Origin of the sequence: Paraburkholderia phymatum, assembly GCF_040965635.1 — a bacterium.
In the GTDB taxonomy this organism is placed as follows: Bacteria; Pseudomonadota; Gammaproteobacteria; order Burkholderiales; family Burkholderiaceae; genus Paraburkholderia; species Paraburkholderia phymatum_B.
The window spans coordinates 139,364-155,586 of record NZ_JBFRCH010000012.1 but is presented as its reverse complement, the minus strand read 5'-3'; the positions used below and the strand labels follow the sequence as shown (position 1 = coordinate 155,586).

General features: G+C 62.5%; 16 protein-coding genes. 5 read left to right on the top strand and 11 right to left on the bottom strand.

Features of this window, described 5'->3' with window-relative positions:
* Positions 1 to 38: 38 nt before the first annotated feature.
* Together AB4Y32_RS21535 and AB4Y32_RS21530 are read left to right on the top strand one after the other, a co-directional pair.
* Positions 39 to 635: a molybdopterin-dependent oxidoreductase gene (locus tag AB4Y32_RS21535; protein ID WP_368723282.1), complete on the top strand. Its 597-nt coding sequence runs from the start codon at positions 39 to 41 to the stop codon at positions 633 to 635.
* A gap of 72 nt (positions 636 to 707) precedes the next feature.
* Positions 708 to 1,688 carry a bifunctional helix-turn-helix transcriptional regulator/GNAT family N-acetyltransferase gene (locus AB4Y32_RS21530; protein ID WP_368723281.1) on the top strand — a complete coding sequence of 327 codons (981 nt, stop codon included), beginning with the start codon at positions 708 to 710 and terminating at the stop codon, positions 1,686 to 1,688.
* A 5-nt stretch (positions 1,689 to 1,693) separates the two neighbouring features.
* On the opposite strand, the gene AB4Y32_RS21525 is transcribed toward AB4Y32_RS21530, so the two are convergent.
* The 8 genes from AB4Y32_RS21525 to AB4Y32_RS21490 form a co-directional block, all read right to left on the bottom strand.
* Positions 1,694 to 2,308, bottom strand: coding sequence for an HAD-IA family hydrolase (locus AB4Y32_RS21525; protein WP_368723280.1), 615 nt, complete (start codon positions 2,306 to 2,308; stop codon positions 1,694 to 1,696).
* A gap of 35 nt (positions 2,309 to 2,343) precedes the next feature.
* Positions 2,344 to 3,150: a 4-hydroxy-2-oxoheptanedioate aldolase gene (hpaI, locus tag AB4Y32_RS21520; RefSeq protein ID WP_368723279.1), complete on the bottom strand. Its 807-nt coding sequence runs from the start codon at positions 3,148 to 3,150 to the stop codon at positions 2,344 to 2,346.
* Positions 3,151 to 3,159: 9 nt separating this feature from the next.
* On the bottom strand, positions 3,160 to 3,963 hold the full coding sequence (gene hpaH / locus AB4Y32_RS21515) for a 2-oxo-hept-4-ene-1,7-dioate hydratase (RefSeq protein WP_368723278.1): 804 nt from the start codon (positions 3,961 to 3,963) through the stop codon (positions 3,160 to 3,162).
* Between the two features lie 33 nt (positions 3,964 to 3,996).
* Positions 3,997 to 4,395, bottom strand: coding sequence for a 5-carboxymethyl-2-hydroxymuconate Delta-isomerase (locus tag AB4Y32_RS21510; RefSeq protein ID WP_368723277.1), 399 nt, complete (start codon positions 4,393 to 4,395; stop codon positions 3,997 to 3,999).
* Between the two features lie 20 nt (positions 4,396 to 4,415).
* On the bottom strand, positions 4,416 to 5,279 hold the full coding sequence (gene hpaD, locus AB4Y32_RS21505) for a 3,4-dihydroxyphenylacetate 2,3-dioxygenase (RefSeq protein ID WP_368723276.1): 864 nt from the start codon (positions 5,277 to 5,279) through the stop codon (positions 4,416 to 4,418).
* A gap of 80 nt (positions 5,280 to 5,359) precedes the next feature.
* A complete protein-coding gene (gene hpaE, locus AB4Y32_RS21500; RefSeq protein ID WP_368723275.1) occupies positions 5,360 to 6,817 on the bottom strand; it encodes a 5-carboxymethyl-2-hydroxymuconate semialdehyde dehydrogenase in 1,458 nt (485 codons plus the stop codon).
* Between the two features lie 17 nt (positions 6,818 to 6,834).
* Positions 6,835 to 7,593 (bottom strand): fumarylacetoacetate hydrolase family protein, encoded by a 759-nt coding sequence (locus tag AB4Y32_RS21495; protein ID WP_368723274.1) that lies wholly within the window; start codon positions 7,591 to 7,593, stop codon positions 6,835 to 6,837.
* On the bottom strand, positions 7,590 to 8,354 hold the full coding sequence (locus tag AB4Y32_RS21490) for a fumarylacetoacetate hydrolase family protein (protein WP_368723273.1): 765 nt from the start codon (positions 8,352 to 8,354) through the stop codon (positions 7,590 to 7,592). The genes AB4Y32_RS21495 and AB4Y32_RS21490 overlap by 4 nt, the downstream gene beginning before the upstream one ends.
* A 345-nt stretch (positions 8,355 to 8,699) precedes the next feature.
* Between AB4Y32_RS21490 and AB4Y32_RS21485 the strand changes: the two genes are divergently transcribed.
* Together AB4Y32_RS21485 and AB4Y32_RS21480 are read left to right on the top strand one after the other, a co-directional pair.
* Complete coding sequence (locus AB4Y32_RS21485; protein ID WP_368723272.1) at positions 8,700 to 9,116, top strand: heme-binding protein; 417 nt, start codon at positions 8,700 to 8,702, stop codon at positions 9,114 to 9,116.
* A 45-nt stretch (positions 9,117 to 9,161) separates the two neighbouring features.
* On the top strand, positions 9,162 to 11,345 hold the full coding sequence (locus AB4Y32_RS21480; protein ID WP_368723271.1) for a malate synthase G: 2,184 nt from the start codon (positions 9,162 to 9,164) through the stop codon (positions 11,343 to 11,345).
* A 92-nt stretch (positions 11,346 to 11,437) separates the two neighbouring features.
* On the opposite strand, the gene AB4Y32_RS21475 is transcribed toward AB4Y32_RS21480, so the two are convergent.
* From AB4Y32_RS21475 to AB4Y32_RS21465, 3 genes are all read right to left on the bottom strand, one after another.
* Positions 11,438 to 12,883 carry an MFS transporter gene (locus tag AB4Y32_RS21475; RefSeq protein ID WP_368723270.1) on the bottom strand — a complete coding sequence of 482 codons (1,446 nt, stop codon included), beginning with the start codon at positions 12,881 to 12,883 and terminating at the stop codon, positions 11,438 to 11,440.
* Positions 12,884 to 12,993: 110 nt separating this feature from the next.
* The gene (locus AB4Y32_RS21470) at positions 12,994 to 14,145 is read right to left on the bottom strand and encodes a CaiB/BaiF CoA transferase family protein (RefSeq protein WP_368723269.1); all 1,152 of its coding nucleotides are present in this window, start codon (positions 14,143 to 14,145) and stop codon (positions 12,994 to 12,996) included.
* Between the two features lie 8 nt (positions 14,146 to 14,153).
* Positions 14,154 to 15,113 (bottom strand): hydroxymethylglutaryl-CoA lyase, encoded by a 960-nt coding sequence (locus AB4Y32_RS21465; RefSeq protein ID WP_368723268.1) that lies wholly within the window; start codon positions 15,111 to 15,113, stop codon positions 14,154 to 14,156.
* A gap of 192 nt (positions 15,114 to 15,305) precedes the next feature.
* On the opposite strand from AB4Y32_RS21465, the gene AB4Y32_RS21460 reads away from it, so the two are divergent.
* Positions 15,306 to 16,223, top strand: coding sequence for a LysR family transcriptional regulator (locus tag AB4Y32_RS21460; RefSeq protein WP_368723267.1), 918 nt, complete (start codon positions 15,306 to 15,308; stop codon positions 16,221 to 16,223).

The window sequence follows — 16,223 nt, the reverse complement described above, 5'->3', positions numbered from 1 at the left end:
CGTCGAGCGGCAATCGCTCATCAGCGGAGCAAATGAACATGAATAAACGTCAGTTCCTGACCGGCGCCGCTGCATTCGGCGCAGCCATGACGCCCGCGTTCGCCGCAACGAACACGAAGCATTACGCTTGCGCGGCGGCGCCGGCGATCCTGACCGTGTCGGGTGCGATCAAGCGCGCAAATCGTGGCGCACTCGATCCGGCATTCGATCAGTTGATGGCGAAGCAACTGGTCAAATTCCCGGAGGCTTATACGTTCGATTACCCGTCCGTCGCCAGTCTGCCCGCCGTGACGATCAAGCCGACCATCGAATACGACGCGAAGCAGCACACGCTGAGCGGCCCGTTGCTCACGAACGTGCTCGAGCAGGCCGGCGCGCCCAATTCCGGCGACACCAAGATCTCATTGCGCGCAGTCGATGGCTATACGGTGCTGACGACGCTCGACAATGTGCGCGCCTGGAAATTCATCGTCGCGACTCATATGGACGGCAAGCCAATGCCATTGGGCGGACTCGGTCCCCTATGGGCGATCTACGACGCCGACAACATTCCACAACTCGCGGCGAAGCCGTTGAAAGACCGCTTCGTACTATGCCCGTGTGGGCTTTATCACATACAAGTGAGCGAGGCGTAGAGAAATCAAGCTCCTTGCCCAAGTTGCGCTTCGCAACTATAGTAGTTGCGAAGCGCAACTCCAGGAGCTGTGATGGACCTTATCGACAAACCTTCTCAATCGCGCGACAAGACCATCGTCGAATTGCGCGAGTTCTCGCGCAAGCTCGTTCGCGAGCTCGGTTTCATGCGCTCCACGCTCGCGGAAAGCGATCTTGCGCCGTCAGCCGTGCACGCGATCCTCGAAATCGGCGCGACGCCCGGCATGCAGGCGCGCGATCTCGCCCGTCTTTTGCGCCTCGACAAGTCGAACGCCAGCAGACAGATCGCAAAGCTGGAATCGGCGGGGCTCGTGGATCGCACGGCTTCGAGCGAAGATGGGCGTTCGTCGGAGCTTTACCTGACGAGAGCAGGCCAGCAGTTGCGCAAGAAAATCGACAAGTTCGCAACCGATCAGGTGTCGAGCGCACTGCGCAAGCTCGCGCCGTCCGATCAACAGGCGCTGGTGCGTGCGCTGTCGCTGTATGCGAGCGCGCTCGCGCAGGACAACGATGCCAAGGAGAATCAGACGCCATCGGCGCCGAATGTGCAAATCGTCGAGGGCTACTACCCCGGTTGCATCGGCGACGTCGCGAGCCTTCACGGTCGCTACTACTCGCAGCACTCGGGCTTCGGCGTGTTCTTCGAAAAACGCGTCGCGACAGAGCTTGCAGCATTCGCAGAATCATTACCCGACCCTGGCAAGGGACTGTGGCTCGTCGTCGACAACGCGCGCACGCTTGCGTCGGTCGCGATCGACTCGGACCCTTCGACGCGCATCGCGCACCTGCGCTGGTTCATTGTCGACGATTCGCTGCGCGGCCTGGGTCTGGGCCGCCAATTGATGGCGCGCGCGATGGCCTTCGTCGACGAACGCTTCGACGAGACCTACCTTTGGACGTTCAAGGGCCTCGACGCTGCGCGTCATCTGTATGAGGCGTTCGGCTTCACGCTGGCCGAAGAAGCGAACGGAACGCAGTGGGGAAAGACGGTCGTCGAACAGCGTTTCATCCGGCGCACGAAGTCGCCCCGATAGAAGCGCTACAGCAGATCGAATCGTGCAAGCTCTCGCGAGAGCGCATCCGCATCGACGAACTGATACGCGTGCAAACCGGCATTGATTGCGCCTGTGACGTTGGCCTCCGAGTCGTCGATGAAAAGCGTTTCGCGCGCATCGGCGCCGAGATGGCTGACACAACCGAGATACGCTTGGGCCGCGGGCTTCGCCGCGCCGAATGCAGCCGACGGATACACATGCGGGCCGAAAAGTTGCGCAACGGGCGGATTGAGATAACCGATGTGATCCGTGACGAGACGGCAATTGTTGGTCAGCACGGCAATCTTGCGACGCATGGCAATCCGCGCGGCGACGGCGAGCGATTCGGCGTTGGGCGTGATCGACGCGTGGCGCGCAACGAGCCAGTTGTCACGGCTGATCGAACAGCCCAGCAGATTGCCGAGTTCGAGCAGATACTCGTCGTCGGTGATCTCTCCGGAATCGGCGCGCGCTTCGAGCCCTGAGCCCCAGATCGCGTGGCGCACGGCTTCGGGCGGCTTGCCCGTGATCGACGACATGCGATCGGTCCGCGCGGTACGGTCGTAATGGGACAACACGCCTTCCATGTCGAAGAGCACGAGTTTGATCGATGACGTCATGGTGCCGCCTCCGCATCGAACGCATCCACGCGACGCTAGTACCCGCCCTTTGCCGTCGTATCCGCGCGCCTCTCATCTGCGATATACGAAGCCGCAAGATCGGCGGCCGCGCGGCTGAGCAGACCCGTATCGGTGCCAACGGCGACGAAGGTCGCGCCTGCTTCCAGATATTCGGCCGCGAACGCGCGATCGGGCGCGAGCACGCCCGCCGCGTTGCCCGCCGCGCGCACCGTTCGAATGCCCTCGCGAATCGCCTCGCGCACGACAGGTTCGCCAGGCTTGCCGAGAAAGCCCATCGACGCGCTCAGATCCGCCGGCCCGAAGAACACGCCGTCCACGCCATCGACGTTCGCAATCGCACCCAGATTCGACAACCCTTGTGCCGTCTCCACCTGCACCAGCACGCACAACTCGTCCGAAGCGCTGGCGAGATAATCGGGCACACGGTTCCAGCGCGACGCCCGCGCAAGCGCGCTGCCTACACCGCGCACGCCCAGCGGCGGATAACGCGTCGCCGCGACGGCCGCTTGCGCCTGTTCCTCGGTATCGATCATCGGCAGCAGCAAGGTCTGCGCACCAATATCGAGCAACTGCTTGATCAGCGCCGCGTCGCTCTTGACGGGACGCACGACACGATGCGAGCGATACGCGGACACCGCCTGCAATTGCGCGAGCGTGCTGCGCACATCATTGGGCGCATGCTCGTTGTCGATGAGCAGCCAGTCGAAACCCGCCGTCGCAAGCAGTTCGACGACGTACGCATCAGCAAGCGCCGCCCATAATCCGAACTGCGGCTTGCCTTGCGCCAATGCGCGCTTGAAGCGATTCTGGACGCGTTCCATAGCGAGCCCTCAGACAAAGTTGAGCGCAATACCGCCTAACGGGCCGTAATCCACATGAAACGTATCGCCGGCGCGCGCGGAAATCGGACTCGTAAACGAGCCGCTGAGTATTACGTCGTTTGCATTGAGGCTCTCGTCATACGGCGCGATCTTGTTAGCGAGCCACGCAACGCCCGTCGCCGGGTGATTGAGCACGGCTGCGGCGAGACCGCTCTCTTCGACGGCACCGTTCTTGTACAGCAACGCGCCGACCCAGCGCAGATCGACATCCATCGGGCGCACGGGACGGCCGCCCATCACGATGCCCGCGTTCGCGGCAAAGTCGGAGATCGTATCGAACACCTTGCGCGGCGCTCGCGTGTCGCGGTCGAACTGCTCGATGCGTGCATCGATGATCTCGACAGCGGGCGTCACGTATGCCGTCGCGTCGAGCACATCGAACAGCGTCACGCCGGGGCCCTTGAGCGGCTTCGCGAGAATGAACGCCAGTTCCACTTCGACGCGCGGCGCGATGAAGCGGTCCGCGCGAATGTCCTGTCCGCTTTCGATAAACATGCTGTCGAGGAGCGGAGCATAGTCCGGCTCGTCGATCTGCGACGAACGTTGCATCGCGCGCGACGTCAAGCCGATCTTGCGCCCCTTGATCACGTGGCCTTCGGCCAGTTTCATCTTCACCCATTCGCGCTGGATCGCATAGCCGTCTTCGATCGTCATCTCCGGATAGGCAGCCGAGAAATGCCGCAATTGCGTGCGCGTTTTCTCGGCGTGGTCTAGCTTCGCGGCGAGTTCGCGAATAGTCGTCTGGTCTAACATGATGAACTCCCGTCCCATGCAAAGCTGTCGCGCTCAGCCCTTCAGGCGAGCATGCAGATTGTTGTGCTTCCAGGTGCCCGCTTCGCTGAATTCGCTGATTTCGAGCGATAGCGCAAGGCCCTGCTTGTCGAACGCTTCGGCGAAGTGCAGCTTGATGACATCGAATAGCGCATCGCCTGTCGCTTTCTTTACGGCTTCCGAGCGGCCCGCGCCGATCTTCAGGTGCGCATGCAGAAAGGCGGCATCTTCTCCGCCGTCCGCGATGCAGTACTCCTCACAACGCAGCGCGCGAACGCGTATGCCCCCCAGCGGATAAACGCGCTGATCGTTCTCGCGTTGCGCGTCGAGGCTTTTCGCGAGCTTTCCGCACAGCGCACCGATGCTGTCGTCGGTCGCCAGATTGGCGCTGTATTCGAGCGTGAGATGTGGCACGTTCAGACTCCTTCGAGCAATCAGACCGGCAATGGCGTCACGGGAAAAATCGCGTTGATCTGCCCTGTGCCCGAACTGCCGAAATAAGGCGTCACCACTTCGGCCTTGCCTTCGTAGCGGTCCCATCCGAGTGCGCCGAGCAGCATCGCCGTGTCGTGCATGCCGCCCTCGCCCCAACATTTCTCGTTGTAGAGTGGCAGCATGCCGCAAAAGGTCTTCCAGTCGCCCTTCTCCCATAGCGACACTACGTGCCGGTCGGTCTGTTCGAGAAACGGGTCCCACACCTTGTGCATGAACTGCTCGGCCGTGCCGTTGTTCGCGAAGTGATGGCTGAGCGAGCCGCTCGCAAGGATCGCGACGGTACCGTCATAGCGTTCCTCGATTGCCTTGCGCACCGCGAGTCCGAAGCGCGCGCTCGTCGGCAGATCGTGCCACATGCACCATCCCGCGATCGATACCGTCTTGAAGCGCTGATCCGCATTCATGTAACGCATCGGCACCAGCGTGCCGTATTCGAGGTCGAGCGAGGTCTCGCTATGCGCGCGGGTCTTCACGCCCATTTCATTCGCGACTTCGGCAATCAGCTGGCCGAGCCTCACATTGCCCGGATACGCATACGCCATGTTGTTGATGAAATGCGGCAGTTCGTTGCTCGTATAGATGCCTTCGAATTTCGGCGCGCAATTGATGTGGTACTCGCTATTCACGAGCCAATGCACATCGAACACGACGATCGTATCGACACCCAGTTCGCGGCAGCGCCGGCCGATCTCATGATGTCCGTCGATGGCCGCCTCACGGCAGCCTTTGTGCGGTCCATCGAGTTCGGATAGATACAACGAAGGCACATGCGTGACTTTGGCGGCCAGTGCGAGCTTGCCCATCGCGGTCTCCTTTGTTTAGTGCTTACTCCAGTCCCATGCAGAGCTGAATCGCTACCTGCAAAAAATCGGCGCACAAAAATTCAAACGCCCCAGCGCGGAATATGATGCGAGCCGAGCGATACGCACACGTTCTTCGGTTCGAGGAACACTTCATAGCTCCACGTGCCGCCTTCGCGTCCAACACCTGAAGCCTTCGTGCCGCCAAACGGCTGGCGAAGATCGCGCACGTTCTGGCTGTTCACGAAGCACATACCCGCTTCGATTGCGGCGGCCACGCGATGCGCGCGCCCCGAGTTCTCGGTCCATACATAGCTCGACAGTCCGTACGAAATGTCGTTGGCAAGGCGAACAGCATGCGCTTCGTCGTCGAACGGAATCAGGCACGCGACGGGTCCGAAGATTTCCTCCTGCGCGATCCTCATTCGGTTGTCGACATCGACGAATACAGTAGGCGCGACGAAGTTGCCTTTCTTCTGCGCGTCGGGCACCGATGGCGCATCGAGACCGCCGCACGCGAGCGTCGCGCCTTCCTTCGGCCCTAGCTCAATATAGCTGCGCACTTTCGCGAGATGCCCCTGGCTGATCATCGGGCCGATGATCGTGCTCTCGCTGAGCGGATCGCCAACCGCGAGACGCTTTGTGCGTTCGATAAAACGCTCCGCGAACTTCGCATAGACCGATTTCTGCACGAGAATCCGCGAGCCCGCCGTGCAGCGCTCGCCATTGTTCGAGAAGATCATGAACACGGCGGCATCGAGCGCGCGTTCGAAATCGGCATCGTCGAAGATCACGAACGGCGACTTGCCGCCCAGTTCCATCGAGAACTTCTTCAAGCCTGCCGTCTGCACGATGCGATTGCCCGTCGCAGTCGAACCCGTAAACGAAATGGCGTGCACATCGGGATGCGCGACGAGCGGTTCACCCGCTTCCTTGCCATAGCCGTGCACGACGTTCAGCACGCCCGCGGGAATGCCCGCTTCGAGCGCGAGATTGCCGAGCATCGAGGCCGTGAGCGGCGACAACTCGCTCATCTTCAGCACGGCCGTATTGCCGAACGCGAGACACGGCGCGACCTTCCACGTAGCCGTCATGAACGGCACATTCCACGGCGAAATCAGCGCGCACACGCCGACGGGATGGAACAGCGTGTAGTTCAGATGCGAATCGGTCGGGTACGTATGGCCGTCGACGCGCGTGCACATCTCCGCGAAATACGCAAAGTTCTCGGCGGCACGCGGCACCAGTTGCTTGCGCGTTTGCGAAATCGTTTGACCCGTGTCGCGCGTTTCCGTGTCGGAGATTTCGGGCACATGTTTCGAGATCAGCTCACCGAGCTTGCGCACGAGTTTCGCGCGCTCGGCTGCGGGCTTGGCGGCCCATGCGGGAAACGCGTCTTTCGCTGCGCGCACAGCCGCGTCGATATCTTCGACGGTGCCGCGCGCGACTTCGCCCAGTACTTCTTGCGTCGCCGGATTCACAGTCTCGAAGTAGTCACGCGCTTTCGTCGATTGGCCGTTGATCAGATGTTCGATTCGCATTGGCAGGTCCCAAAGAGTCAGTCGCGGTTGAAATCCGCGTCGGAAGCGATCACGTTGACGAGACGACCAAGGCCATCGATCTCGCAAACGACCTCGTCGCCCGCATTCACATTGACGATGCCCTCGGGCGTGCCCGTCAGAATGACGTCGCCGGGCGCGAGCGTCATGAAGCTGCTCAGATATTCGATCAGCGAGGGAATATCGGTGACGAGGTCGCGCGTATTGCCCTTTTGTTGCAGCGTGCCGTTCACGTAGGCGCGCAACTCGAGCTGCGCGACATCGGCAATATCGGCGGCATCGACGAACCATGGGCCGAGCACCGTTCCGCCATCACGATTCTTCACGCGCAGATTGGGGCGATAGTAGTTCTCCAGATAGTCGCGAATCGCATAGTCGTTCGCGATCATGTAGCCCGCAACATATTGCATCGCTTCATCGCGTTTCACTTCTTTCCCGGGCCGGCCGATCACCACGGCGAGTTCGCACTCGTAGTGCATGAACGTCACATCGTTGGGACGGCGCGTCACGCCTCGATGACCGATCACGCTGCCCGGCCCCTTCAAAAACACGAGTGGCTCTTCCTGCTTCGAGAATTGCAGTTCCTTCGCGTGCTCCGCGTAATTCAGACCGAGCGCGAAGATCGTGGCGGGTTCGATAGGTGCAAGCCATACGACTTCTTCTTCGCGACAGAGCCGGCCATCGGCAAGCCTCACACCCCGCTCGTGCGGATACGCCTCGTGAATGGCGCCTGCATAAGCAACACGGCCGCGCATCATCGTTCGCCTCCTTCTTTCGATGTCGTCGAGAAGCGCAACGGCGTCCATGCGCCGATCGCAATGCTCACCTTGTCGCCGACGTGCGCGACGGGCACGTCGTGCGGGACACCCAGTGTCAGCACATCGCCGGGGGAAAGCGTCATGAAATCGGTCACATCGGCGATCAATCGCGCGACGCTGCGAATCGAGGTAGAAGTGCTCGCATCGAAAGCGCGCTTTCCTTCGATGCTGATTGAAATACGCAGCGCATCCGCATCGGCCACGTGCCGTCGCGCGGCCACGGCGGGACCGATCACACAGAAGCCATCGCGCGCGCGAAACCGCACCGACGGCCGATAAAAGCTTGCATGCGGCACGCAAAGATCGGCAACGATGGTGTATCCGGCGACGAACCCCAACGCCTGCTCGACACTCACGCGACACGCCGTGCGTCCGATCACGATGCCGAGCGATCCGCCGACCTGCACGCCATGCTCATCGTCGGACACGACGACACGCGCGCCGTGCCCTGCCAGCGTGTTGCGCGGCTTCACGTAGAGAACAGGCGCCTTTGGCGGCGCCTTGTACGGCACAGCATGGACGGCGTCGCCTAGCGCATCGAGCACGCCACGATCGTTCAGCAACGTGCCATAGACCGTGCCGCACACTGGCGGACGACAGGTCTTTCCGTCCGCGAGCAACGCGCTCACGGTGGGCGAATCGACATCGCGTGCGAGCGGTTCGCCTTCGAGATGAATCCGGTGATCGTGGACTACGAACATGGCCTGGCTGCATCCGTTAATTCACTAACATATTAGTAGTATTCGCGCAGCTCGACCGATGGTCAAGCGCATTGGTGGTCAGCGCGGGTTTTCCCTGGCGCGGCGCTTGCATTCGCTTGCTGTGCAGCGACAAGGCCTTACATGGGGACAGAAAAACTGGTAAGACCAGTGTTCCACCGGGTCGACAAGCAGCGCAGAACACGGAACAATGGACCCCAAGTCATATATAAGACTGGACCTCGCTCGCGCGTAAATCGTGCGTGTGTGCGCCGCCTGTCATGTCGATCCGCGACTCGCGACCGGTCTGTAGATGGAAGTCACCTCAATCGTTTCAGGAAACGCAACATGCAGACAAAATCCGTTCTGACGGTCGCCGAGTCGACGAAAATCATCGAAGCGGCGCGCGCCGAAGCCGAACGCAACCAGTGGGCCGTGGCCATTGCCGTCGTCGACGACGGCGGCCATCAACTGGCGCTGCTGCGCCTCGACAACTGCGCGCCCATCGGCGCCTACATCGCGACCGAAAAGGCCCGCACGGCCGCGCTGGGCCGCCGCGAATCGAAACAGTATGAAGACATGATCAACGGCGGCCGCACCGCGTTCCTGAGCGCGCCGCTCTCGGGTACGCTGGAAGGCGGCGTGCCCGTTGTGGTAAATGGTCAGGTGGTCGGCGCCGTCGGTGTTTCCGGCGTGAAGGCCGATCAGGATGCGCAAGTGGCAAAGGCCGGTGCCGCGGCCGTTGCCACCAGTACGAATGGTTGAACGCCGCCCCGAAGCTAGTCGAAATCTTGCCCCTTGGAACAGCCCATGACCCAAATGACTCAACGCGGCGGATTGCAGGTCGCCGCGAACCTCGCACAGTTCATCGAAAAGGAAGCCCTGCCTGGAACCGGTGTCGATAGCGCCGCATTCTGGGCCGGTTTCGATGCCATCGTTCACGACCTCGCGCCGAAGAACCGCGCGCTGCTCGCCGAACGCGACCGCCTGCAGGTCGAACTCGACAAATGGCATCGCGCGAATCCGGGCCCGGTGCGCGACCTGCGAGCGTATCGCAGCTTCCTCGAAAGCATCGGCTACATCGTGCCCGTGCCTGCGACCGCGAAGGCCAGCACGGAGAACATCGACCGCGAAATCGCCGAACAGGCGGGCCCGCAGCTGGTCGTGCCGCTGTCGAACCAGCGTTACGCGTTGAACGCGGCGAATGCGCGCTGGGGCAGCCTGTATGACGCGCTGTATGGCACCGATGCGATCGACGAAACCGATGGCGCCGAGCGCGGTGCGAAGTACAACCCGGTGCGCGGCGCGCGCGTGATCGCGTATGCGCGCAAGTTCCTCGACAATGCCGCTCCGCTCGCGAACGGCTCGCACGCGGATGCAACCGGCTACCGCGTCGAGAACGGCAAGCTCAGCGTCGCGCTGAAGCGCGGCGCGACCACGCTGGAAGATCCCGCCCAGTTCGTCGGCTATCAGGGCGATGCGAATGCGCCGTCGGCCGTGCTGATCAAGCACAACGGCCTGCACTTCGAAATCCAGATCGATGCAAACGACTCGATCGGCAAGACGGACCCCGCGCACATCAAGGACGTGCTGATGGAAGCGGCTGTCAGCACGATCATCGACTGCGAGGACTCGGTTGCCGCCGTCGATGCCGACGACAAGGTGCAGCTCTATCGCAACTGGCTCGGCCTGATGGTCGGCACGCTGACGGAAGAAGTCACGAAGAGCGGCAAGACATTCACGCGCCGCCTGAACGCGGACCGCGAGTACACGGGCGCTAATGGCCAATCGCAGGCCGTCAGGCTGCATGGACGCGCGCTGCTGTTCATCCGCAACGTCGGCCATCTGATGACGAACCCGGCCGTGCTCGATCGCGACGGCCACGAGATTCCCGAAGGCATTCTCGACGCCGTCGTCACGACGCTGTGCGCGTTGCACGACCGCACGCACAAGCTCAATTCGCGCACGGGCTCCATCTACATCGTCAAGCCGAAGATGCACGGCCCCGCTGAAGTCGCGTTCGCGAGCGAGCTGTTCGCGCGCGTCGAAGATCTGCTCGGGCTCGCACGCAACACGATCAAGATGGGCATCATGGATGAAGAGCGTCGCACGAGCGTGAACCTTTCCGCATGTATCGGCGAGGCAGCGGCGCGCGTCGCGTTCATCAACACGGGCTTCCTCGATCGCACAGGCGATGAGATGCACAGTTCGATGGAAGCCGGCCCGATGATGCGCAAGGGCGATATGAAGTCGAGCAAGTGGATCGCCGCGTATGAGCGCAGCAACGTGCTGGTCGGCCTCGCCGCGGGCCTGCGCGGCCGCGCGCAGATCGGCAAGGGCATGTGGGCTATGCCCGACCTGATGAAGGCGATGCTCGAACAGAAGATCGGTCATCCGAAGGCAGGCGCGAATACGGCATGGGTGCCGTCGCCCACGGCCGCGACGCTGCATGCGCTGCACTACCATCAGGTCGACGTGCAGGCCGTGCAGAAGGAACTGGAGCGCACGGACTTCGCAAGCGTGCGCGACGAACTGCTCGACGGGCTGCTGACCATTCCCGTCGTCGAACGCGCGCAATGGAACGACGACGAGATCCGCCAGGAAGTCGAGAACAACGCACAGGGCATCCTCGGCTATGTGGTGCGCTGGATCGATCAGGGCGTCGGCTGCTCGAAGGTGCCCGACATCCACAACGTCGGCCTGATGGAAGACCGCGCGACGCTGCGCATTTCGAGCCAGCACATCGCGAACTGGCTGCGTCACGGCGTCGTCGAGCCGGAGTTCGTGAAGGAAACCTTGCGGCGCATGGCGAAGGTCGTCGATCAGCAAAACGCAGGCGATCCGAACTACAAGCCGATGGCACCGAACTTCGATGCTTCGACTGCGTTCAAGGCGGCGTGCTCGCTGGTCTTCGAAGGCTGCGCGCAGCCGAGCGGCTATACGGAACCGTTGCTGCACAAGTTCCGTTTGCAACTGAAGGCAGGCCGCGCGTAATTCCCTGCGCTTAGCCATTGCATGACGACAAAACGCCGGCCGGGTCGCCAAAGACCCGGCCGGCGTTCTTGCTTCTAGCGATTAATGCGGCCTCAACGGCAAAGCTCTTCGAGCCGGACGCCATTCGTTTTCGGCCCGAACGCGCCGATCGAAATCATCACGACGATCATGCACGCAGTAATGCCGACGAACACACCCGCGACGCCAAACTCGCGCAACAGGTGAGCGATGATGAAGCCCGACATCATTGCGCCGATGCGGCTCGCCGAATAGACGATCCCGTTTGCGCGGCAACGGATGCGCGTCGGGAATAGCTCGGCCTGATACGCGTGATAGCAAACGGAGATGGTCTGCCCAGCGAGACTGATGAGCACGCCGAGCACGATTAGCGGCACGACGGCTTTCATCTGCCCGAACATGAGCCCGAACACGACGACTGCAAACGCAGAGCCCACGATCAGCCATTTGCGCTGGAGCCTGTCGGCGAACAGCATCGCGAGCAACGGTCCCGAAGGCAATGCAATCGCGATGATGAACGAGTAAAGCAGGCTCTTCGTCACCGTGATGCCCTGTCCGATCAGCAACGTCGGCACCCAGTTCGCGAATCCGTAATAGCCGATCGCCTGGCAGAAGTTGAAGACGATCAACATGATGAGCCGCGAGCGATACGGCGGCTGCCACAATTCCGCGAGCGACGCGCGGCGATGCGCGGGCACTTCGACGGCAGGCAGCGGCTCTGGCAATGCGCGACCCGATTGACGCACGGCCATCGCTTCCATCTTTCTGACCACGCGGTCGCCCTTTTCGACATGCCCATGGCTCGCGAGCCAGCGCGGGCTCTCCGGCACGACGAGACGAATGAACCACACGATCACGGCGCCCGCCGAGCCGATCAGCACGACCCATCGCCAGCCGTCGATGCCGGCGAACGTGGTCGGCACGAGCCAGTACGACAGGATGGCAGCGGCGGGCGCGGCCGCGAACATCACCGCCTGGTTGAACGCCATCGCTCGGCCCCGCATGTGCTGAGGCACCAGCTCGGTGACGTAGCTGTCGATCGTCACGATTTCGATGCCGACGCCGATGCCCGTGATGAAGCGCCACAAGATCAGCCCTTCAGGCGTGTGCTGAAATGCCAGTATCGCGGAGCCGACCGAATACCAAAGCAGCGACACCGTGAACACCTTGCGACGCCCGAAACGGTCCGGCAGCCAGCCGAAGCAGAACGTGCCGACGAACAGCCCCGCGAACGTCGACGCAATGAAGCCCGCGATGCCCTGAAGTCCGAAGAACGAATCCGTCGTCGTCTTGAGCAAACCGCTCTTCGCCATCCCCGGCGCGATGTAGCCGGTGAAGATCAGATCGTAGACCTCGAAGAATCCGCCGAGTGAAATCAGCAGGACGAGCATCCACAAATAACGCGTGACGGGCAAGCGGTCCATTCGCGCCGACAATGCCGCCGCCGCGCGCAGATTGGTCTGCGTTTCGGAGGGAGCAAAAGGGGGATCGTCCGCTGTCGCGGGTATCGTGCGCTGCATAGTTGTCTGTCTCCTGAAATGCGCCATCAGTTGTCGGATCGCTTTAGATGCCTGATGGTCGATGCTTCGTTGATATCAGTTGATCTCCGTTCTCCCGCTCGTCGACGCAATCACGCAGTGGCGCGCCCCGTCAGTCGCGAAAGAATCTCCTGCGTGTGCTCGCCGACTTTCGCCAGCGCCTGACGCACGCCTGGCCGCCGGCCGCCCATCGTCAGAGGCAGCAGGACCACTTCTGTCGTGCCGCCGTCGTCGGTTTGCATCGGCACGAGTCCGCCGCTTTGCTTCAGATGCGGATCGTCGAACAGTTGATCGGGGCGCACGATGTGCGCATAGGGAATGCCCGCTGCTTCGAGCTTTGCCGCGAGTTCGTCGGCGCGATGGTGCTTCAGGATGTCGCCAAGACGCGCGAGCAGTTCGGGACGCACGGCCACGCGCATCGCGTTGTCCGCGAATTGCGGCTCGCTCGCGAGATCCGGCCGGCCGATCACATCGCACAGCGTGAGGAACTGCCTTTCGCTAACGGCGCCGATGAACAGTTGCTCGTCGTTCGCGAGCGTGAACACGTCGTACACGCTCCATGCGGAGACGCGCGACGGCATCGGCGGCGGCGCTTCATGCGTCATCGCGTACTGCTGCATATGCTGGCCGGCGAGGAACACGCAGTTCTCGAACAGCGCGCTTTGCACTTCCTGTCCGCGCGCCGTGAAATCGCGTTCGCGCAGCGCGGCCAGCACGCCGATCGCGCCGAACATGCCGCCCATGATGTCGTTCACCGACGTGCCCGCGCGCAGCGGACGCCCCGCCGGCCCCGTCATATACGACAGACCGCCCATCATCTGCACGACCTCGTCGAGCGCGAGCCGCTTTTCATAAGGCCCAGGCAAAAAGCCCTTGTGCGACACATAGATCAGGCGCGGAAACTTCTTCGACAGCGTGTCATAGTCGAGGCCCAGCTTCTCCATCAACCCCGGCCGGAAGTTTTCGAGCATCACGTCGCACTGGCCGATCAGCTCTTCAGCGGCTGCGTGACCGTCGGGCGTGTTGATGTCGAGCACGACGCTCTTCTTGTTGCGGTTGAACGTGCGAAAGAAGCCGATGCCGAGGCCCGGCAGCTTGCGCGTCTTGTCGCCGCCGGGCGGTTCGATCTTGATGACTTCGGCGCCGAGATCCGCGAGGATCATCCCGCACGTCGGCCCCATGACCATATGAGTGAATTCGATGACGCGCACGCCTTCGAGAGGCAGCCGGCTGGATGTGCTCATGTTGAACCTCAGGCGGTAACGATGGGATTCGCGGCGCGCTTCGCACCGCCGTTGAATGTCTTCGGCAAGCCCGCGAGCCATAGCGTGCCGTGCAGCGTTTCGTTCGACAGCCACTGCGCGACCTTCGCGCGCAGCGCGAGCAGCCGTTCGACATCGAGGCCCGTTTCGATGCCCATGTCCGCGAGCATGAACGCGAGGTCTTCGCTCGATGCGTTGCCGCTCGCGCCCGGCGCATGCGGACAGCCGCCGATGCCGGCGAGCGTCGCATCGAAGCGCGTGACGCCCGTTTCGAGCGCGGCATACACGTTCGCGAGCGCGAGGCCGCGCGTGTCGTGGAAGTGGCCGCACCAGAAACGTTCGCCCGCCACGCGCCGCGCTTTCTCGAACAGATCGCGCACGGCGGCGGGATTCGCATAGCCGACGGTATCCGCGATGCTCACGCGGTCCGCGCCCGCATCGAGTAGCGCCTGCATGCAGCGCAGTACTTCGTCCTGGTCGACGCGGCCTTGAATCGTGCAGCCGAACGCAGTGCCGATGCCGCCTTCGATCAGCGTCTTCGAGCCCGCTGCGTCGCGCGCGGCACGAATGCGCGCGACTTCTGCGATCACTTCGTCGGGCGTCTTGCGCAGATTCGCAAGGCTATGCTCGCGACTCGCGGATAACGGCACGAGCATCAGGTCCGCTTGCGTGTCGATCGCGCGCTCGGCGCCCTTCAGGTTCGGCACGAGCACCGAGACGAACAGACCGGCCAGCGTCTTCGCATACGCGATGAGTTCCACCGTGTCCGCGAGTTGCGGCAACAGGCGTGCAGGCACGAACGAGCCGACTTCGATTTCACGCTGGCCGGCCGCATACGCGCCGGCGATCCATTCGATCTTCTTTTCCGTGGGCAGCACGGTCTGAATGCTTTGCAGCCCGTCGCGCAAGCCGACTTCGCGGATCACGACGCGGGAGGGGAATGAGGGCATCGAGGGTATCTCCAGTGTTGCATGCCGGTCTTTGCGAATGCCGGCGTTGTGCTAACTTTAGACATTCCATCCGATACATAAAGCGCTATTTTGGAAGCGCCAGATTTCCGAAACGGAAACGCAGCGCGATCCTCTGGCATCGACGGGGGCAACGCGATAAAGCGCCAATTCAGCGCCGACAGGAGACAACCGTTGCGCGACATCGACCTGAAGACATTGCGGCTCGTGGTGGCCGTCTGCGAGCACAAGAACATGGCGCGCGCCGCGCACGACGAACATATCGAGCCTTCCGCCGTCAGCAAGCGGATCGCGCAGCTCGAAAGCGATCTGGGCGTGCCGCTCTTCACCCGCTCGCGACGCGGCGTGCTGCCGACGCCCGCCGGCGTCGCGCTGCTCGAACACGCGCGCAACGTGCTGTTCACGATGGACCGGATCGCGAGCGATATCGCCGCATTCGGCAGCGGCCTGCGCGGCAGTGTGAGCGTGTGCGCGTCGGCGTCGGCGATTGCGGAAAGCCTGCTCGACGATGTCGCGTCGTTCATGAGCATGCCCGCGCACGAGAACATCCGCGTGCATGTCGAAGAGTGGCTGTCGCACGATCTAGTGCGGCGGCTGCGCGAAGGCGCGGCGTCCGTCGGCGTGTGCTGGGACAACGTGGATCTCGAAGGGCTCGAGCATCGGCCGTATCGCGAGGACCGGCTCGCGCTAGCCGTGCATCCCGATCATCCGCTCGCGAAGCGCTCGACACTGCGCTTCGCGGAGACGCTCGGCTACGAGCACGTGGGCCTGCCGCCATCGACGGCCGTGCACATGATGATGCAACGCGCCGCCGCGCGCGCAGGCGGCACCGTGTCGTACAGAGCGGTCGTGTCGAACTTCGATGCGGCGTTTCGCGTGGTCGCCGCGAAGCTCGGCATCAGCGTGATTCCGCAGGTGGTCGGCGATACGTATGCGCGCATTCTCGATGTGCGCGTGATTCCGTTGACGGACGAATGGGCGAAGCGGAGGTTCGTCGTGTGCTTTCGCGATCTCGAATCGCTACAGCCCGCGGCGCAGCGAATGGTCGATCATCTCGTCGAGCGGGCGCGGCATACGCACGACGCCCATTGA